This is a genomic window from Herbiconiux solani NBRC 106740 (assembly GCF_001571005.1).
Lineage (GTDB): Bacteria > Actinomycetota > Actinomycetes > Actinomycetales > Microbacteriaceae > Herbiconiux > Herbiconiux solani.
On record NZ_BCST01000007.1, the window covers coordinates 248,814 to 267,753 of the forward strand.

The window sequence follows — 18,940 nt, forward strand, 5'->3', positions numbered from 1 at the left end:
CGACTGACAGACAGTCGATCTAGACTCGGGTGTCGGGATTCGGGAAAGGGACGGGCTCAGTGTCATTCAACGACCTCATCAGCGGTGCGCTCACATCGACCGGGAAGGTGCGCAACGAGCCGGTCCAGGCTCGCAGCAGCGAACGGATCGGAGCCCTGCTCGACGCCGCCTCGGCGGTCGTCGCCGAGGTCGGCATCGAGCGCCTCACGACCGCCATGGTCGCCGAGCGCGCCGGCGCCTCGATCGGCACCGTCTACCGCTACTTCCCCGACCGCATCGCCGTGTTGGGGGCCATGAGCCTTCGCGGCTTCGAGCGCTTCCTCCGCGCCAGCGTCGACCTGCTCGAGAGCACGAAGCCCACGACGATGGATGCCGCGTTCGGCTGCCTGATCGACGCGGCCGTGCAGATGCACCGCACCGAGCCGGGCTTCACGTCCATCCGGCTCTCGGACCAGATCGCCCTCCCCGAGGTGGATGGCGGCACCGCCGCCTCGGCCCGCGTCGCCGGCCCCCTCGCCGAGATCTTCGCCGCCGAGTTCGACATCGCCGACGACGGAACCCTGGCCGACCGCCTCGACATCGCGCTCACGATGGTCGACGCCCTGCTGGTGCGCGCGTTCATCATCGACCCGCAGGGCGACGAGGATGCGATCGCCGCCTGTCGCGCCGTCGTCACTGCGTATTTGTGACGATGGTTGACCCTCGGGCTTTGCGTTTTCCCCCGATGATGTTTGGCTTGTCCGAAGGATCGTAGCCCGCGGTCCCACGACGATAGGGCCCCGCGATGATCGAGTTCCGCTCGGTGACGAAGCAATTCCCGGACGGGACGGTCGCGGTCAAGTCCTTCGACCTCGTCATCCCGCCCCGCAAGACGACCGTGCTGGTCGGGTCCTCCGGCTGCGGCAAGACGACGTTGCTCCGCATGATCAACCGGATGATCGACCCGACCTCGGGCAGCATCCTGATCGACGGGGAGGACACCTCGACGCTCGCGCCGGTGAAGCTCCGCCGCCGGATCGGTTACGTGATGCAGAACTCCGGTCTGCTGCCGCACCGCAAGGTGATCGACAACGTCGCGACCGTGCCGATCCTGAACGGCGTGCCGAAGAAGGAGGCCCGGGCGCACGCGCTCGACCTGCTCGACACGGTGGGCCTGGACCGTTCGCTCGCCGACAAGTACCCCCGCCAGCTCTCCGGCGGTCAGCAGCAGCGCGTGGGAGTCGCACGAGGGCTCGCGGCCGACCCGAACATCCTGCTGATGGACGAGCCGTTCGGCGCCGTCGACCCGATCGTGCGTGCCGAACTGCAGCAGGAGACGATCCGGTTGCAGGACGGCCTCGGCAAGACCGTCGTCTTCGTGACCCACGACATCGACGAGGCCTTCCTCCTCGGCCACCAGGTCGTCATCCTGCAGAAGGGCGGACACATCGCGCAGGTCGGCACGCCGGCCGAGATCCTCGCGAACCCCGCCGACGACTTCGTCGCCTCGTTCGTCGGGGCCGACAAGGGCAAGCGGGTGCTCCGTATCGAGCGGGTCGACGGGCAGGATGTCGTGGTCGACGAGAACGGCACGCCGACCGGGGTGCTCCGCCCATGAAGTGGGTCGGATCGAACCTCGATCTGGTCTGGGAGCTGATCGTCGCCCACGTCGGCCTCAGCGTGCCCCCGATCATCATCGGCTTCCTGCTGTCCATCCCGCTGGGCTGGGTGGCCAACCGGTTCCGCATCTCCCGGGGCGTGATCCTGCTCGTGCTCGGGCTGCTCTACACGATCCCCTCGCTTCCGCTGTTCATCTTCATGCCGCTGATCCTCGGCACCAACCAGCTCTCGTCGGCCAACGTCGTGGTCGGGCTCACGATCTACGCGATCGCCCTGATGGTGCGGTCCTCGGCCGACGGCCTGGCCTCGGTCGACGACGACATCCTGCAGGCCGCCTCGGCCATGGGCTACTCGGCCTGGCAGCGGTTCTGGCGGGTCGAGCTGCCACTGTCGGGCCCGGTCCTCCTCGCGGGCCTCCGGGTCGTCTCGGCGAGCACCGTGAGTCTCGCCACCATCGGCTCGGTGATCGGCGTGACCAGCCTCGGCTACCTGTTCATCAACGGCTTCCAGCGCAACATCCCCGCCGAGGTCATCACCGGCATCGTGGCGACCCTGCTCGTCGCGGTGGTCTTCGACCTGCTGCTGGTGCTCCTCGGCCGGGTGCTGCTGCCCTGGAACGCCCGTGACCGGACGAGCTCGCGCCAGGCACGCCGGCAGGCCGTGCTGCTCGCGGAGGGTGTCTCGTGAACTTCGTCGTGGAGGGCTTCGGCTGGATCTTCGACCCGGCCAACATCGGCGGGCCGCAGGGCTGGATCGCGCGGCTGCTCGAACAGCTCTCGTACACCTTCGGCGCGGTCGCGATCGGCGCCGTCATCGCCATCCCGCTCGGCTACCTGGTGGGCCACACCGGCCGTGGCCGGGACATCGCGGTCTCGCTCTCGGGCGGCCTCCGCGCTCTGCCGAGCCTCGGTGTGCTGATCCTAATCGGGCTCGGACTCGGGATCGGGTTCAAGGCGCCGCTGATCACCTTCGTCATCCTCGCCATCCCGCCCATCCTGGCCGGTGCCTACTCGGGCTTCGAGGCGGTCGACCGCAAGACCATCGACGCGGCGCGGGCGGTCGGGATGACCGAGTGGCAGGTCATCACGCAGGTCGAGGTGCCACTCGGGCTGCCCCTCCTGATCGGTGGGATCCGCTCCGGCGTGCTGCAGGTCGTCGCGACCGCGACACTCGCCGGGTACATCTCCGGAGGCGCCCTCGGCGTCTTCATCTTCGAGGGCACCAGCACCCGCAACTACGCCGAGACGCTCGGCGCCTCCATCCTGGTGACGGCCCTGGCGCTCGCACTCGAGGGAATCTTCGCCCTCGTGCAGCGGTTGGTCGTTCCACGCGGAGTCGTCGCGAAAGAAGCCACAGACCTCCGGCCGCGGTCATCCCGTCCGCAGCCGGTGATGGGAATCCCCATCCACGAAGGGAAATGATCACATGTTCACAGCAATCAAGAAAGGCCGGCTCGTCGCAGGGCTAGTCGCGGTCAGTGCGACGGTGGCACTGGCAGGGTGCTCGTCAAGCAATCCGCTCGACACCTCGTCGTCATCCGCCGGCGGCGACGGATCGGCGATCGTCATCGGCTCGCAGGCGTACTACTCCAACGAGATCATCGCGGAGATCTACGCCCAGGCCCTCGAGGCGAACGGCGTGACCGTCACCCGCCAGTTCAACATCGGCCAGCGCGACGCCTACCTCCCCGCCCTCGAGAGCGGCGAGGTGCAGCTGTTCCCGGAGTACTCCGGCAACCTGCTCCAGTACTACGACCCCGAGACCACGGCCAAGACCAGCGACGACGTCTACGCGGCACTCAAGGGCGCACTGCCCGAGGGCCTCGAGGTGCTCGACCAGTCGCCGGCCACCGACCAGGACTCCTACAACGTCACCAAGGAGTTCTCTGACGCGAACGGCGTCACGAGCCTCGAAGACCTCGCGAAGGTCACGACGCCGATCACCCTCGGCGGCAACTCCGAGCTCCAGACCCGTCCTTACGGACCTCAGGGTCTGCAGTCGACCTACGGCGTGACCGTGGGCTTCACCCCGATCGAGGATTCGGGCGGACCGCTGACCATCCAGGCGCTGAAGGACAACACCGTCCAGCTGGTCAACATCTACTCGGCAGACCCGAACATCAGCACGAACAACCTGGTGACGCTGGAAGACCCGAAGGGCCTCTTCCTCGCCTCCAACATCGTCCCGCTGATCAACTCGGACGCGGCGACCCCCGAGGTCTCCGACGTGATCAACAAGGTCAGTGCCGCGCTCACCGCCGCCGACCTCGTCGAGCTCAACTCGCAGAGCGTCAACGACCAGGAGTCGGCCGACAAGATCGCCTCCGACTGGCTCGCCAAGGTCAAGCTGTTCTGACGACCCCCCACTGAGAGGCCCCGATCCGCGCGTCCTGCGGGTCGGGGCCTCTTCGTGTATCGACTTGTATACAGGTCAATGTTTACGCGTGCGTGCTGCACATCCGTGCAATGACGCGGGATAAAGGGACTAAGGGCCCGACCTGTATACAGCCGTTCGTAGACTGTAGGTGTCATGAACGATCTCCTCGATCCACTCTTGCTGTCGCGGTGGCAGTTCGGTCTCACGACCATCTACCACTTCCTGTTCGTGCCCCTGACGATCGGCCTGGCGACCACGGTCGCCATCTTCCAGACCGCCTGGGTGCGCACGGACAAGACCAAGTACCTCCAGCTCACGCGGTTCTTCGGCAAGATCTTCCTGATCAACTTCGCCATGGGCGTCGTGACCGGGATCGTGCAGGAGTTCCAGTTCGGGATGAACTGGTCCGACTACTCCCGCTTCGTCGGCGACGTCTTCGGGGCGCCGCTCGCGCTCGAGGGACTGCTCGCGTTCTTCCTCGAGGCGACCTTCATCGGGTTGTGGATCTTCGGCTGGGACAGGCTGCCGAAGAAGATCCACCTGCTCACGATCTGGGCGACCGCGATCGGCAGCACCCTCTCGGCGTACTTCATCATCGCCGCCAACTCCTTCATGCAGAACCCGGTCGGCTACCAGATCAACGAGGTCAAGGGCCGGGCCGAGCTCACCGACATCTGGGCCCTCCTGACCAACAAGGTCGCGCTCGCGGCCTTCCCGCACACCGTCTTCGCCTGCTTCATGGTGACGGCGGGCCTGATCATCGCCGCAGCGGCCTGGCATCTGTACCGCAACCAGCACCTCGAGACCATGCGCCCGGCCCTCAAGTTCGGCCTGTGGATGATGGTGATCGCCGGGGCGCTCACCGTGCTGAGCGGTGACCAGCTCGGCCTCGCGATGGTCGAGACGCAGCCGATGAAGATGGCCGCGGCGGAGGCGATGTACACGACCTCGACCGGCGCCGACGCCTCCTTCTCGATCTTCACCCTCGGCACGCCCGACGGCGTGCACGAACTGTTCTCGATCCGCATCCCGTACCTGCTCTCCTTCCTGTCGACGCACACCTTCGACGGCACCGTCGAGGGCATCAACGACCTGCAGGCGCAGTACACGCAGCTCTACGGCCCCGGCGACTACACACCCACCATCTGGGTCACCTACTGGGCCTTCCGCTGGATGATCGGCCTCGGCATGGTGCACGTGATGATCGCGGCCGTCGGCCTCTGGATCACCCGCCGCGGCCGTCAGCCCCGCTGGCAGTGGCTCTGGCGGGTCGCGATCTGGGCCTTCCCGCTCTCGCTCGGAGCCATGATCGTGGGCTGGATCTTCACCGAGATGGGCCGGCAGCCGTGGATCGTGTTCAGCCTGCTGAAGACCTCCGACGCCGTCTCGCCCGGCATCACGGGTCTGGACGTTCTGATCTCGCTGGTCGCCTTCACCGTGATCTACGGATCGCTCGCCGTGGTCGAGTTCAAGCTCATCAAGAAGGCCATCCAGAAGGGGCCGGACGACGCCCCCGAACCGGATCCCGAGTCGGGCGAGGTCCGGCACGCGGCGACGGTCTACTAGGAGGACATGATGGATCTCACAGTCCTGTGGTTCGGCATCGTCGGCTTCTTCTTCATCGGCTACTTCGTGCTCGACGGCTTCGACTTCGGCGTCGGGATGTCGCTGCCCTTCCTCGGCCGCGACGACACCGATCGGCGCGTGCTGATCAACACGATCGGTCCGGTCTGGGATCTTAACGAGACCTGGGTGATCGTGGCCGGAGCTTCGCTGTTCGCCGCCTTCCCGGAGTGGTACGCGACCCTGTTCAGCGGGTTCTACCTGCCGCTGCTGTTCATCCTGCTCGCGCTCATCCTCCGCGGCGTCTCGTTCGAGTACCGCCACCAGCGGCCCGAGGCAGTCTGGAAGAAGCGTTTCGACCGGATGATCGTGATCGGGTCGGCCGTTCCCGCCTTCCTCTGGGGTGTGGCCTTCGCCAACATCGTGCGCGGGGTGCCGCTGGATGCGAACCACGACTACATCGGCGGGTTCTTCGCCCTGCTCAATCCGTACGCGCTGCTCGGCGGTCTGACCACCCTGCTGCTGTTCTTCACGCACGGGGTGGTGTTCGTCTCGCTGAAGACCGACGGCGAGATCCGGGAGCGCGCCCGGCGGCTCGCCATCCGCTCCGGTGCGGTGACCATCGCCGTTGCGGCCGTGTTCCTGGCCTGGACGACGCTCTCGTACGGCTCGCCGATCTCGGGCCTTCTGTCGGGAGTCGCCGCCGTGACCCTGATCCTGTCCTTCGCCGCGAACCTGCGCGGGCGGGAGGGGCGGGCCTTCGCGCTGATGGCCGTGACCATCGCGGTCGCGGTGCTGAGCCTGTTCGCGGCGCTCTTCCCCGACGTGATGCCGGCCTCGAACGACCCGGCGAACAGCCTGACGATCGAGAACGCCTCCTCGTCGGCGTACACGCTGCAGATCATGAGCTGGGTGGCGCTGGCCTTCGTGCCGTTGATCGTGGCCTACCAGGCGTGGACCTACTGGGTGTTCCGCAAGCGGGTCAGTCGCGCTCAGATCCCGGTCGAGAGCGCACACTAGAACCGTGCGACCTGTCGACCCGAGGCTCCTGCGGTACGCCGCGGCGGCGCGGTCGTTCTTCCTGATCGGCGGGGGCGTCGCCCTGCTGCAGACGGCGGCGACCGTGGCGTTCGCGTACCTCGTGACCCAGCTGATCGTGCGGGCGATCGCAGGGGAGCAGCTGCCGGCGCTCGCCGGGCCGCTCGCCGCCCTCGGTGGCGTGGTCGTGCTGCGGTTCGTGCTCGCCTGGGCGTCGGAGGCGAGCGCCCTCCGCGGTGCCGCGGTGGTCAAGAGCCAGTTGCGCACGCGGGTGCTCGACGCGATCACCCGACTCGGGCCGGGCTGGCTCGCCGCGCGCAACTCGACGGCGGTGGGCGTGACCACCGGGCCGGGCCTGGATGCGCTCGACACCTACTTCGCCCGCTACCTCCCGCAGCTCGTGCTCACCGCGGTGGCGATGCCGATCGTGGTGGTCGTGATCTGGTGGCAGGACTGGATCTCGGGGCTGACCGTGGCCCTCACGCTCCCGCTCATCCCGGTCTTCATGATCCTGATCGGCTGGGCGACCCAGAGCGTGCAGCAGAAGCAGTGGGAGAAGCTCACGCGCCTCTCCACGGCCTTCCTCGACGTGGTCGGCGGGCTGTCGACGCTGACGGTCTACGGGCGTCAGCACCGCCAGGCCGGCCGCATCCGCCAGGTGACCGAGGAGTACCGGGGCGAGACGATGCGGGTGCTGCGGATCTCGTTCCTCAGCGGTTTCGCTCTCGAGCTGGCCGCGAGCCTGTCGGTGGCGCTGGTCGCGGTGTCGATCGGGGTGCGGCTGATCGACGGGAGCCTCGGGCTCGGGGTCGGGCTGTTCGTGCTGCTGCTGGCGCCGGAGGCCTTCCTGCCGATCCGGAACGTGGGGGCGCAGTTCCACGCGGCGGCCGACGGGATCGCGGCGGCCGAGGAGGTGTTCGCGATCATCGGTGCGGGTGCGGGTGCGGGTGCGGGTGCTTCGGCTGGTGCGGACGTTGGGCTCGGTGGGGGTGTGGCTTCGGCGGGGGTGTCGGATGCGCAGGGCGCCCGAGGTGGTCGGTCCGGTCGTGGCGGACTGCGGATCGCGGATCTCACCGTTCGGTACGGCGACACCGTCGCGCTCGACGGCTTCTCGGCCGAGGTGCCTGCCGGTGCGGTCACGGCGCTGAGCGGGCCGAGCGGCAGCGGCAAGACGTCGCTCGTCAACGCGCTGCTCGGCTTCGTGCCGCACGACGGCCGCATCCTCCTCGGCGACGGCGACGGCGACGGCGACGGTGGCGGGCGGGCGGTCACGGATGGCGCAGGGCGCGCGTGGTTGGCCTGGGCAGGGCAGCAGCCCAAGCTGATCTCCGGGCCGGTGGCCGGCAACGTCACCCTGGGGGACACCGCGCCGGACGCCGTACTCGCTCGTGCCGCGCTCGACTTGGTCGGCGGCTCGGACATCTCCCTCGAGACCGTCGTCGACCCGAGCGGCGGAGGACTCTCCGGCGGACAGGCGCAGCGCGTCTCGAACGCCCGCGCGGTCTACCGCGCCCGCCGGCTCGACTGCCCGGTGATCGTCTTCGACGAGCCGACCTCGGCCCTCGACGCGGTCGCCGAGGAGCGCTTCACGGCCGGGCTCCACGAACTCGCGGACGAGGGCCGGGCCGTGCTCGTCGTGAGCCACCGGCGCGCGGTGATCGACGCCGCCGATCGGGAGATCACACTCGAACCCGCTCACTCCGGCTTGCACGTGGACGTGGACGTGGACGTGGTCGTCGACGGAGCAGTGACGTGAACCGCCGCGAGGTCGTCCGGCTCGCGCAGCCGCGGCTCCGCCGGTTCCTCCCGGGGGTCCTCCTCGGGCTGGTCAGCGCCCTCTGTGCCGTCGGGCTGCTTGCGACGGCCGCCTGGCTGATCACCCGGGCCGCCGAGCAGCCGCCCATCCTCTACCTCTCGGCCGCGATGGTGGGGGTGCGTGCCTTCGCGCTCGGCCGGGCGGCCTTCCGCTACCTCGAGCGGCTGACCGGGCACGACGCCGCCTTCGCGACGCTTCCCGAGCTCCGCGTCGGCGTCTACGAGCGGCTCGTCCCCGTCGCCCCCGACGGACTGGGCGGCAGCCGCCGCGGCGATCTGCTCTCCCGCCTCGTGGCCGATGTCGACGAGCAGCAGAACGTGCCGCTCCGCGTCGTCCAGCCCCTCGTGGTCTCCGGTCTCACGGCGCTCGCCGTGGTGGTCGTGGTCTCCGTGCTGCTGCCGGCCGCGGGGCTGATCCTTGGGATCGGTCTCGTGCTGGCCGCGGTGCTGGGCACCGCCCTCAACTCCCGGGTGTCCGGCCGCGCCGAGCGCGAGCTCGCCGGCCTCCGCGGCGCGTACCAGGCCGAGCTCGCCGACTACCTCGGTTCGCTCGACGTGCTGGTCGCCTACGGTGCCGACGCCGAGGCGCGGGGCCGCCTCGCGGAAGCCCACCACGCGCTGACCCGCGCATCCGTTCGCCGTTCGCTCGGCAGCGCCCTGACGACCGCGCTCGTCACGCTGATCTCGGGGGGAGTGACGCTCGGCATCCTGGCCGTCGGCATCCCGCAGCTGCAGCCGGGGGGAGCCGGGGGTGGCGCGGGCGGCTTCGACGGACCGGTGCTCGCGCTCGTCGCCCTGGTGCCGATGGCGGTGTTCGAGGTCTTCGCGATGGTGCCGCTGGCGTGGGGCGCCTGGCGTCAGGTGGCGGCGAGCGCCGACCGGATCGCGGCGGTGGTGCCGGATGTCGTGCCCGCCGAGATCCCCGTCGACGGCCCGGGAGCGGTCAGGCCGGCGCCCGCCCGTGGCGAGGCCGTCCGGCTCCGGGTGCGGGACCTCAGCGCGCGGTGGCCGGGGGCGTCCGGCGACTCACCCGCCCTCGCGCCCGTGTCCTTCGACCTGGGTCCGGGCGACCGGGTGCTGGTCCGGGGCGCGAGCGGCGCCGGCAAGACGACGCTCGCGCACGCCCTGGTGCGCTTCCTCGAGCACGGCGGCCGGTACGAGCTGAACGGCGCCGACGTGCGCGAGTACCCTGCCGACGCCGTGCGCAGCGTGGTCGGCCTCTGCGAACAGCGGCCCTACCTCTTCGACGACGACATCCGGCAGAACCTGCTCTTCGCGAAGGACACGGCCGACGACGCCGAGCTCGAAGCGGTGCTCGACCGCGTGGGCCTCGGCGAATGGATGCGCGAGCGCGGCGGGCTGTCGGCCCGCGTCGGCGAGCGCGGCTCACTTGTCTCCGGCGGGCAGGCGCAGCGCATCGCGCTGGCCCGGGCGCTCCTCGCGGGCTTCCCGGTGCTCGTGCTGGACGAGCCGACCGCGAACGTGGATCCGGATCGGGCCGACGCCCTCCTGGCCGACCTGCTCTCGGCCGCGGCGGGGGAGGATCGGGCGGTGCTGCTCATCTCGCACACCCCGGTGCCGGACGAGCTCGTGACCTCGACCGTGACGCTCGTCGCGGCGCACTGAGCCCGTCCGATCTACTGCGAGTCGCCGCCCGAGTGCGCCCGGCTCAGAGCGCCCGGCTCAGAGCGGGCGGCTCAGAGCGCCCGGCTCCGAGCGCCCGGCTCCGAGCGCCCGGCTCAGAGCGGGCGGCTGAGCGCGGCGAGCTTCTTGCGCCAGATCGCGGCCCGCTCGGGTCGGACGAGCACCTCGGGTCCGTCGATCCAGGTGTCGACGGGTGTGATCCCGCGGAGTGCGCTCACGATCCAGACCTCGCAGCCCGCGAGGTCGGCCGGCCGGGCGCGCTCCTCGACCACCCGAGTCCCGGTCGCCGTCGCGATCAGCCGGATGCTCCGCGCGGTCACACTGGCGACCCGCGCGAGGTCGCCGGCCGGCGCGACCAGCGTCTCGCCGCGCCACCAGAGGATCGCCGAGCTGGAGCCATCCACGACGCGTCCTTCATCCAGCAGCACGACCTCGTCGGCGCCGTTCTCCTGGGCGGCGGCGCGCAGATCGATCAGCGTCTCGAGGTCGGGGCCCTTGATCCGGGGCACCCGGCGGGGATCGGGACCGCGGTGGGTGCTCAGCACGGCCGTGTCGCGCATCCGCGGTGCCACCCGCACGCGGAGCCGCAGCTCCAGCCCGCCGCCGGGGAACCGCGCGAGCTCGAGGCGGGGGAACAGGGCCGCCTCGCGGAACGACCGCAGGCGGCCGATCGAGGCGCCCCAGAACGCCTCCGGGTCGAGGGCGTCCGCCCGCGGCATCCGCTCGGCGATGCTCTCGAGGAAGCGGTCGCGGTGGGCGTCGAGCGCGCGGGCGCGGCCGGCGGGGGAGACGAACCAGGAGTCGGCGACCTCGAGGGCCTCGTGCGGGATCAGGTCGCGCTCGACGAGGGCGCCACCGGTCCAGGTGAAGGTCGCGGGGGCGTCGGCCATCCGGAACCCCTTCCTCGTCGCCTCGGGTCCACGGTAGTACAGCCCGGGAACACCCCGGGGTTTAGTACTGTTGATCAGTGGTGCGCCTTGCGCGCCCCCTTCCGAGCGACCCACTCCTTCCCGAAACGCTGAGCCGTGGATCGCCTGTGCACGCAACGAATGAGAGTCACGTGGCCACCGAGAACACATCCCCTGCCTCCGCAACGCCGGGCGAGGACGGCGCCGAGCGCTACGACTTCCGCGCCCTCCAGGAGAAGTGGCAGCCGGTCTGGGAGGAGCTGAAGCCCTTCCGCACCGACCTCGACGGCGACAAGCGCCCCCGCAAGTACGTGCTGGACATGTTCCCGTACCCCTCGGGAGACCTGCACATGGGCCACGCCGAGGCCTACGCGCTCGGCGACGTCGTCGCGCGCTACTGGCGGCAGCAGGGCTTCAACGTGCTGCACCCGATCGGCTGGGACTCGTTCGGCCTGCCCGCCGAGAACGCGGCGATCAAGCGCGGTCTCGACCCGCGGCAGTGGACCTACGACAACATCGAGCAGCAGGAGTCGAGCTTCAAGAAGTACGCCGGCTCGTTCGACTGGGACCGCGTGCTGCACACCTCCGACCCCGAGTACTACAAGTGGAACCAGTGGCTGTTCCTGAAGATGTACGAGAAGGGCCTGGCGTACCGCAAGGCCAGCTGGGTCAACTGGGACCCGGTGGACCAGACCGTGCTCGCGAACGAGCAGGTGCTGCCCGACGGCACCTCCGAGCGCTCGGGCGCCGTGGTGGTCAAGAAGAAGCTGACGCAGTGGTACTTCCGCATCACCGACTACGCCGACCGTCTGCTGGATGACCTCAAGCAGCTCGAGGGTACCTGGCCGGCCAAGGTGATCGCGATGCAGCGCAATTGGATCGGCCGCTCGATCGGCGCCGACGTCGATTTCGCCATCGAGGGCCGTGACGAGCCGGTGACGGTGTTCACCACGCGTCCCGACACGCTCTACGGCGCGACCTTCATGGTCGTCGCGCCCGATTCCGACCTGGCCATCGAGCTCGCGGCGGGCTCCCCGTCGGAGGAGGTGCGGACGCGCTTCTCGACCTACCTGGCCGACGTGCAGAAGTCGTCCGAGACCGAGCGCCAGGCGACCGACCGGCCGAAGACCGGGATCTTCCTCGAGCGCTACGCGATCAACCCGGTCAACGGCGAGCGTCTGCCGATCTGGGCCGCCGACTACGTGCTGGCCGACTACGGTCACGGCGCGGTCATGGCCGTGCCCGCGCACGACCAGCGCGACCTCGACTTCGCGCGCGCCTTCGGCCTGCCGATCAAGGTGGTCGTCGACACGCTCGCCCCCGTCACCGGGGCCATCCCGGTCATCGACCTCGACGACCTGCCCGAGATCCCGGATCTCGACCCGGCGACCACCGGCATCGCGCTGGCGGGCGAGGGACGCCTGATCAACTCGGGGCCGCTGGACGGGCTGAGCAAGTCGAACGCGATCCGCAAGATCATCGAGACGCTCGAGGCCGCCGGAACCGGTCGGCCCGCGAAGAACTACCGCCTGCGCGACTGGCTGATCTCGCGGCAGCGCTACTGGGGCACGCCCATCCCGATCATCCACGGCGCCGACGGCCAGGAGTACCCGGTGCCGGAGGACCAGCTGCCCGTGCTGTTGCCGCCGACCGAGGGCCTGAACCTCACCCCCAAGGGCACCTCGCCGCTCGGTGCGGCCTCGGACTGGGTGAACGTGCCGAACCCGGTCGACGGCTCGCCGGCCCTCCGCGACGCCGACACGATGGACACCTTCGTCGACAGCTCCTGGTACTTCCTGCGCTTCCTGTCGCCCAACGACGACACCAAGGCCTTCGACCCGCGCGAGGTCGACAAGTGGGCGCCGGTCGACCAGTACGTCGGTGGTGTCACGCACGCGATCCTGCACCTGCTGTACGCCCGCTTCATCACGAAGGTGCTGTTCGACCTGGGCTACGTCAGCTTCACCGAGCCGTTCAGCGCGCTGCTGAACCAGGGCATGGTGCTGATGGACGGCTCGGCGATGTCGAAGTCCAAGGGCAACCTGGTGCGGCTCTCGGACCAGCTCGACGAGCACGGTGTGGATGCGGTGCGCCTCACGATGGCGTTCGCCGGACCGCCGGAGGACGACATCGACTGGTCGGACGTGTCGCCGGCCGGTTCGGCGAAGTTCCTGGCCCGCGCCTGGCGCCTGGTCGGCGACGTCACCTCGGAGCCGTCGGTCAACTGGCGCGACGGCGACCGGGCGCTGCGCCGGGTCACCCACCGCTTCCTGGCCGAGGCGCCCGGGCTGATCGAGGCCTTCAAGTTCAACGTCGTCGTGGCGCGCCTGATGGAGCTCGTGAACGCGGCCCGTAAGGCCATCGACTCGGGCCCCGGCGGCGGCGACCCGGCCGTCCGCGAGGCGGTCGAGACGATCGCGCTCGGCCTGTCGCTGTTCGCGCCGTACACGGCCGAGGACATGTGGGCGCGGCTCGGCTACGAGCCCTCGATCGCCAACTACGGCTGGCGCGGGGCCGACCCGTCGCTCCTGACGGAGGAGACCGTCACGGCGGTCGTGCAGGTCGACGGCAAGGTGCGCGACCGCATCGAGGTCTCGCCGAAGATCGACGGCGCCGCTCTCGAGGAGGCCGCGCGTGCGCTGCCCTCGGTGGTGCGCTCGATCGCGTCGCGCGAGATCGTGACGGTCGTGGCGCGTGCGCCGCGGCTGATCAACTTCGTCACAAAGCCGGCTTCGTAGCGGGTTCTCCACAGATTGCGGTCTGTGGGGTGGTGGTGGGTGTGCGGTCTTTAGCGTGGGCGCATGGATCGGTTGGTGCGCGGTGCGGGGGTGGGTGGCGGTGGCGAGCCGCCTGCGCCGCCTTCGTCTGCTGCGCTGCCTCGCGCCGACGGTGAGCCTGAGCTGGGCTCAGAGCGCGACCCGGAGGGCGTAGCGGTCCCCACTCCACCTCCCGTTCCCCGTCCCGCGGAGCCCTCGGTGCGGGTGCGCGTGGGGATCGGCGCGGCCGTGGTGCTGGTCGTTGTAGCGCTGGTGTGCTCGGTGCTCGTGACTGCGCTGTCGCCCGTGGGTGCGACGACGGTGTTCGGCGGGCCTCCTTCTGGCGCGCCGGGAACTTCTTCTTCGACTCCCACCTCTGGTGCTGCCGCGGAGACGACCCCTCGGGCGTCTGATTCGGCTCCGTCGTCCGACGCGGAAGCGGGCGGAGCCGGCGCGGGTGGGGCGGGTGCGGGTGGCACGTCCGCGACCATCCTCGTGCACGTCCTCGGCGCGGTCGCGTCGCCCGGCGTATACGAGCTGCCGGAGGCGTCCCGTGTGATCGACGCCGTCGCGGCGGCGGGCGGTCTCGCCGAGGCGGCCGATCAGGCGTCGGTGAACCTCGCGCGGGTGCTGGTCGACGGGGAGCAGCTGCGCATCCTGGCGGTGGGCGAGGTGCCGCCGCCCATCGTCGGGGCCGGCTCAGGTGCCGGTACCGGCGGCTCCGGGTCGGCGTCCGTCGGCGGTACGTCGGGCTCGGCGGGTGGCGCGGGGTCGGCAGGCGCGGCCGCCGTCGTCAACCTGAACGCGGCGACCGAGCTCGACCTCGACGGTCTGCCGCGTATCGGCCCGGCGATGGCCGCGCGCATCATCGCCTGGCGCGCCGACAACGGCCCCTTCACCTCCGTCGACGACCTCCTCCAGATCCCCGGCATCGGCGACAAGACCCTCGAGTCCCTCCGCCCCCTGGTCACGGTCTGACCCCCGCCATGCCGCCGCCTTCCCACGCCGTACGCCAAGTCAGATCGGGCATTTCGCCACATTGGGTCTCCACTTCGACCGTGACGGTGCGCGATGGGGACTGACCTGCGGCTGGGGCTGCCGGCGGTCGCGGCGTGGGCGGTGGGGTACGTGCTCACGGGTGCGCCACCCGCCGCCGGATGGACCGCGGCGGCGGCATGGGTGACCGCGGCCGCCATCCTCCTCGCCCTGCTCCGGTCGCGCAGATCCCCACGGATGCTGCCGACGGTGGGGCTCGCGGTCGCCGCCGTCGCCCTGGTGAGCACAGCGTGCTTCGGGATGGGTCATCTCCGGCATCCACCGGGACTGGCGGCCGATGGACCGCGATCGGGGACGGCCGAGATCGTGATCACCGGGACGCCCTCAGAGGCATCCACCGACTTCTTCGCGTCGTCGGACCAGGCCCCGCTGGCCTCGCCGTCGCCATCGCTCGCGGACGCGGACGCTGGCGCGAAGGCGGGCGCGGGCGCGGGCGCGAGTGCGGCGGTGGGCCACAGTGCCGTCGCGGCCGTGCACGCGGCCATGGGCCCCCGTGACGCTACGGGCGCGGGCGAGGAAACCCGGGCAGGGCCTCAGCGGGTGAAGGTGGCGGGGGAGCTCGTGCGGTTCAGCGCGAGCCGTGCCATGACGACCGCTCGCGCGCCCGTGCTCGTCTTCGCCACGGTCGACGATCCCGCGGCCCTCCGCATCGGCGCCACCCTCACCCTCACCGGATCCCTCCTCGCCAAACCGCCCGGCGAGTCCGTCGAGTTCCTCTTCTTCGGTCGGGGCCACGCCGAGGTCACGTCCGGCGCCCCGTGGTACGTCGCCTGGGCCGGCGAGGTGCGATCGGCCTTCCGCGCGGCAGCCGCACCCCTCCCGGGCGACGGAGCCCAGCTGCTCACCGGCCTCGCGATCGGCGACGACTCCCAGGTCACCGACGACCTCAAAGACGCCATGATCGTCAGCGGACTCACCCACCTCACCGCGGTCTCGGGCGCGAACTGCGCGGTGATCGTGGCCTGCGTCATGCTCGTCGGAGGCGCACTGGGCCTCGGCCGGCGCGCCCGTGTGATCGTCTCCATCGGGGTGCTCGCGCTCTTCGTCACAGTCGTGACTCCCGAGCCGAGCGTGCTGCGGGCCGCGACGATGGCGGTGATCGTGCTCGTCGCCCTGGCCCTCGGCCGGCCCGCCGCCGGCATCCCGCCGCTGTGCCTCTCGATCGTCGTGCTCCTGGCCCTCGACCCCTGGCTCGCCCGCAGTGCCGGCTTCGCCCTCTCCGTGCTCGCGACCGGCGGGCTCCTCCTGCTCACCCGGCCGCTCGCCTCGGTCGCCGAACGCGTCCTCCCGCGCTGGCTCGCCCTCGCGGTCGCCGTCCCGGTGGCCGCGCAGCTCGCGTGCCAGCCGGTCCTCTTCCTCCTCGCGCCCCAGCTCACCCCGTACACGGTCCCGGCCAACCTGCTGGCCGAGCCGGCGGCGGCCCTGGTGAGCATCCTCGGGCTGGTCGTGTGCCTGCTCGCCATCCCGCTGCCCGGGCTGGCGGCGGCGCTCATCTGGCTGCCCTGGGCGCCCTCCTCGTGGATCGGCGCCGTCGCCCGCTTCTTCGCCGCCGCCCCTGGCGCAGCGGTGCCGCTTCCCGACGGAACACTCGCAGCCGCGGCCGCCGTGGTGCTCACCGCGCTGGCCTTGCTCGCGCTGCTCGGGCGTCACGCGCATCCACTGCTCTCCCGTGCATCCGGTGCCGTGGCGCTCGTCAGCGCGCTGCTCCTCGCGGCGGCGACCGGTGGCGGGCTGATTGCTCAGGCGCGCGCCGTGCCGCCCGACTGGCAGCTCGCCGCCTGCGACATCGGCCAGGGCGACGCGGTGCTCGTGCGGAGCCGCGGCGTCACCGCCCTCGTCGACGTCGGTCCCGATCCGGAACCCCTCGCCGCCTGCCTCGACCAGCTCGCGATCCCGACGATCGACCTCCTCGTGCTCACCCACTACGACCGCGACCACGTGGGTGGCCTCGACGCCGTCTTCGGGCGGGTCGACCGCGCCCTGGTGGGCCCGCCGGACGGCCCGGCCGACGAGCGGATGCTCACCCGCCTCCGCGACGGCGGGGCCGACATCGTGCCCGCGGCGCGCGGCCAGTCGGGCCAGCTCGGCGACTACCGCTGGGACGTGCTCTGGCCGCGCCCGTCGACACCGCTCCGGGGCAACGACGCCAGCGTGACGCTGCTGTTCAGCGGCCCGCTCCGGATGCTCTTCCTCGGCGACCTGGGGGAGCAGGCCCAGCAGGCCGTGCGCGCCGCGAACCGCCTCGGCCGGGTCGACGTGGTCAAGGTCGCGCACCACGGGAGTGCCGACCAGAGCGAGCAGCTCTACCTCGACGTGCACGCGGTGGTCGGCATCATCTCGGTCGGAGCCGGCAACACCTACGGCCACCCGACCGAGCGCCTCCTCGGCATCCTGGGCCGAGCAGGCACTCGCCCGTTCCGAACCGACCTCGGCGGCCTCACCACCGTCTCCGGAACAGCCGCCCACCTCACCCTCTGGTCCTCCCGAGCCCCGCCCTGACCCGCCAAGGAATGGCGCGGGGACGGGCACCGCCCAGCATCCCCAGCAGGGGAGCGAGACGTTGCCACCGTGCCCGCGGGCGGCGGCTCCGGGAGGGCGATGACGGGGGTGGACGATAGACTCGTGGGCGGCTGAGGAGGTGCCGTGGCGGTTGCACGTGGAGGCAGGGCGGCGGCGAAGCCGAGCGCCAAGGTCGCCATCCCCCAGCTGGGGTGGAACGAGGTGCGCCCGGCCCCGGTCGTGCTCGTCACCGGCCCGGAGACCTTCCTCGCCGAGCGGGCGATCCGTCAGCTCCGCGACCTCCTGAAGGCCGAGGATCCGAGTCTCGAGATCACCGACATCGAGGCCTCCTCCTACGCGCCGGGCGAGCTGCTCTCGCTCGCCAGCCCCTCCCTCTTCGGCGAGCCCCGGCTCATCCGGGTCAGCGGCGTCGAGAAGTGCACCGATGCGTTCATCGAGGATGCGATCTCCTACCTCGCCTACCCGGCCGACGACGTCTACGTCGTGATGCGGCACGGCGGCGGGGTGCGCGGCAAGAAGCTGCTCGACGCGATCCGCGCGGCCGCCGGCGTGGCCATCGAGATCGTCTGCGCCGAACTGAAACGGGATGCCGACAAGTACGACTTCGCCTCGGCCGAGTTCCGGGCCTCCGGCAAGCGGGTCTCGCCCGGGGCGATCCGCGCGCTCGTCTCGGCGTTCTCCGACGATCTCGCCGAGCTCTCGGCCGCGGTCGCCCAGCTCGTGTCCGACTCGAGCGAGGAGATCACCGAGGTCACCGTCGAGCGCTACTACGCCGGCCGGGTCGAGACCAACGCCTTCGCGGTCGCCGACTCGGCGATCGCGGGCAACTACGGCGACTCGCTCGGGCTGCTCCGGCACGCGCTCGCGTCCGGCGCCGACCCGGTGCCGATCGTCGCCGCCTTCGCGATGAAGCTCCGCACGATGGCCAAGGTGATGGGAACCCGCGGCGCCTCCGGCCAGCTCGCCGGCCAGCTCGGCATGGCGCCGTGGCAGGTCGACCGTGCGCGACGCGACCTCTCGGGGTGGACCGGGGAGGGGCTCGGCCGCAGCATCCAGATCCTCGCCGAGACCGACGAGAGCGTGAAGGGCGCCGGCCGCGACCCCGTCTACGCCCTCGAGCGCATGATCGGCGTCATCTCCTCCCGCGGCACCCTCTGACCGACTCCACGGGCCTGACGCGGGTCCCGGGTACGAAGAAGGGCCCCGCCGGAGCGGGGCCCTTCTTCGTACCGAGCGGCGCAGTGCGCCGCCCAAGCGCTTAGAGCGCCGAGACCTGCTTGGCGATGGCCGACTTGCGGTTCGCCGCCTGGTTCTTGTGGATGACGCCCTTCGACACGGCCTTGTCGAGCTTCTTGCCGGCGGTGACCAGCGCGGACTCCGCCTTGGTCTTGTCGCCGGAGACGACGGCCTCGCGCGTGGCGCGGATCGCGGTCTTGAGCTCGCTCTTGACCGCCTTGTTGCGCTCCTGAGCCTTCTTGTTGGTGCCGATGCGCTTGATCTGCGACTTGATGTTTGCCACGGAAATAACCTCTGTATCTGTTCGGATGAGTGCGGTGCGATGCTCTGCTGCGGCCGAGCCGCAGATGAAGCCACTCGCTGTTCGCACCCGACGGAAATCGCGTGGATGCGTAAGCCAACAGGCAACATTACCAGTTCTCGGCGGAC

The 18,940-nt window shown here is 70.7% G+C and carries 15 protein-coding genes; 13 read left to right on the top strand and 2 right to left on the bottom strand.

Annotated elements, in window-relative coordinates; all coding sequences use genetic code 11:
- The first annotated feature begins 59 nt into the window (after nt 1–59).
- From HSO01S_RS14570 to cydC, 9 genes are all read left to right on the top strand, one after another.
- Nucleotides 60–689, top strand: coding sequence for a TetR/AcrR family transcriptional regulator (locus HSO01S_RS14570; RefSeq protein WP_066042852.1), 630 nt, complete (start codon nt 60–62; stop codon nt 687–689).
- Nucleotides 690–784: 95 nt separating this feature from the next.
- Nucleotides 785–1,597, top strand: a complete 813-nt coding sequence (locus HSO01S_RS14575) for an ABC transporter ATP-binding protein (RefSeq protein WP_066042855.1) — start codon at nt 785–787, stop codon at nt 1,595–1,597.
- Nucleotides 1,594–2,286 carry an ABC transporter permease gene (locus HSO01S_RS14580; RefSeq protein WP_066042858.1) on the top strand — a complete coding sequence of 231 codons (693 nt, stop codon included), beginning with the start codon at nt 1,594–1,596 and terminating at the stop codon, nt 2,284–2,286. The genes HSO01S_RS14575 and HSO01S_RS14580 overlap by 4 nt, the downstream gene beginning before the upstream one ends.
- Nucleotides 2,283–3,020 carry an ABC transporter permease gene (locus HSO01S_RS14585; RefSeq protein ID WP_066042861.1) on the top strand — a complete coding sequence of 246 codons (738 nt, stop codon included), beginning with the start codon at nt 2,283–2,285 and terminating at the stop codon, nt 3,018–3,020. The genes HSO01S_RS14580 and HSO01S_RS14585 overlap by 4 nt, the downstream gene beginning before the upstream one ends.
- Nucleotides 3,021–3,024: 4 nt before the next feature.
- A complete protein-coding gene (locus HSO01S_RS14590; protein WP_066042863.1) occupies nt 3,025–3,954 on the top strand; it encodes an ABC transporter substrate-binding protein in 930 nt (309 codons plus the stop codon).
- A 174-nt stretch (nt 3,955–4,128) separates the two neighbouring features.
- Complete coding sequence (locus HSO01S_RS14595) at nt 4,129–5,541, top strand: cytochrome ubiquinol oxidase subunit I (protein WP_066042866.1); 1,413 nt, start codon at nt 4,129–4,131, stop codon at nt 5,539–5,541.
- Between the two features lie 9 nt (nt 5,542–5,550).
- On the top strand, nt 5,551–6,558 hold the full coding sequence (cydB, locus tag HSO01S_RS14600; RefSeq protein ID WP_066042868.1) for a cytochrome d ubiquinol oxidase subunit II: 1,008 nt from the start codon (nt 5,551–5,553) through the stop codon (nt 6,556–6,558).
- 4 nt (nt 6,559–6,562) lie between these two features.
- A complete protein-coding gene (gene cydD / locus HSO01S_RS14605) occupies nt 6,563–8,332 on the top strand; it encodes a thiol reductant ABC exporter subunit CydD (protein WP_066042872.1) in 1,770 nt (589 codons plus the stop codon).
- Nucleotides 8,329–10,017: a thiol reductant ABC exporter subunit CydC gene (gene cydC / locus HSO01S_RS14610; protein ID WP_066042875.1), complete on the top strand. Its 1,689-nt coding sequence runs from the start codon at nt 8,329–8,331 to the stop codon at nt 10,015–10,017. Before cydD ends, cydC begins: the two co-directional genes overlap by 4 nt.
- A gap of 113 nt (nt 10,018–10,130) precedes the next feature.
- Here cydC and HSO01S_RS14615 read toward each other — a convergent pair whose 3' ends face one another.
- On the bottom strand, nt 10,131–10,925 hold the full coding sequence (locus HSO01S_RS14615) for an aminotransferase class IV (RefSeq protein ID WP_084361701.1): 795 nt from the start codon (nt 10,923–10,925) through the stop codon (nt 10,131–10,133).
- A 170-nt stretch (nt 10,926–11,095) separates the two neighbouring features.
- Here HSO01S_RS14615 and leuS point away from each other — a divergent pair, with 170 nt between their 5' ends.
- The 4 genes from leuS to holA all read left to right on the top strand — a co-directional run bounded on the left by leuS (nt 11,096) and on the right by holA (nt 18,433).
- Complete coding sequence (leuS, locus tag HSO01S_RS14620; protein WP_066042878.1) at nt 11,096–13,681, top strand: leucine--tRNA ligase; 2,586 nt, start codon at nt 11,096–11,098, stop codon at nt 13,679–13,681.
- Between the two features lie 237 nt (nt 13,682–13,918).
- The gene (locus HSO01S_RS18395; protein ID WP_245636019.1) at nt 13,919–14,677 is read left to right on the top strand and encodes a ComEA family DNA-binding protein; all 759 of its coding nucleotides are present in this window, start codon (nt 13,919–13,921) and stop codon (nt 14,675–14,677) included.
- A gap of 93 nt (nt 14,678–14,770) precedes the next feature.
- Nucleotides 14,771–17,254, top strand: coding sequence for a ComEC/Rec2 family competence protein (locus tag HSO01S_RS14630; RefSeq protein WP_066042883.1), 2,484 nt, complete (start codon nt 14,771–14,773; stop codon nt 17,252–17,254).
- Nucleotides 17,255–17,398: 144 nt separating this feature from the next.
- Nucleotides 17,399–18,433, top strand: a complete 1,035-nt coding sequence (holA, locus tag HSO01S_RS14635; protein WP_066042886.1) for a DNA polymerase III subunit delta — start codon at nt 17,399–17,401, stop codon at nt 18,431–18,433.
- A 100-nt stretch (nt 18,434–18,533) separates the two neighbouring features.
- Here the strand turns inward: holA and rpsT are convergent, their stop codons facing one another.
- Nucleotides 18,534–18,794 carry a 30S ribosomal protein S20 gene (gene rpsT, locus HSO01S_RS14640; RefSeq protein ID WP_066042889.1) on the bottom strand — a complete coding sequence of 87 codons (261 nt, stop codon included), beginning with the start codon at nt 18,792–18,794 and terminating at the stop codon, nt 18,534–18,536.
- Nucleotides 18,795–18,940 lie beyond the last annotated feature (146 nt).

What these genes read in the sequence shown, in the direction of transcription:
- HSO01S_RS14575 (WP_066042855.1), top strand. Translation starts at nt 785, where the DNA reads ATGATCGAGTTCCGCTCGGTGACGAAGCAATTCCCGGACGGGACGGTC.
- HSO01S_RS14580 (WP_066042858.1), top strand. Translation starts at nt 1,594, where the DNA reads ATGAAGTGGGTCGGATCGAACCTCGATCTGGTCTGGGAGCTGATCGTC.
- HSO01S_RS14590 (WP_066042863.1), top strand. Translation starts at nt 3,025, where the DNA reads ATGTTCACAGCAATCAAGAAAGGCCGGCTCGTCGCAGGGCTAGTCGCG.
- HSO01S_RS14595 (WP_066042866.1), top strand. Translation starts at nt 4,129, where the DNA reads ATGAACGATCTCCTCGATCCACTCTTGCTGTCGCGGTGGCAGTTCGGT.
- cydB (WP_066042868.1), top strand. Translation starts at nt 5,551, where the DNA reads ATGGATCTCACAGTCCTGTGGTTCGGCATCGTCGGCTTCTTCTTCATC.
- HSO01S_RS14615 (WP_084361701.1), bottom strand. Translation starts at nt 10,925, where the DNA reads ATGGCCGACGCCCCCGCGACCTTCACCTGGACCGGTGGCGCCCTCGTC.
- HSO01S_RS14630 (WP_066042883.1), top strand. Translation starts at nt 14,771, where the DNA reads ATGGGGACTGACCTGCGGCTGGGGCTGCCGGCGGTCGCGGCGTGGGCG.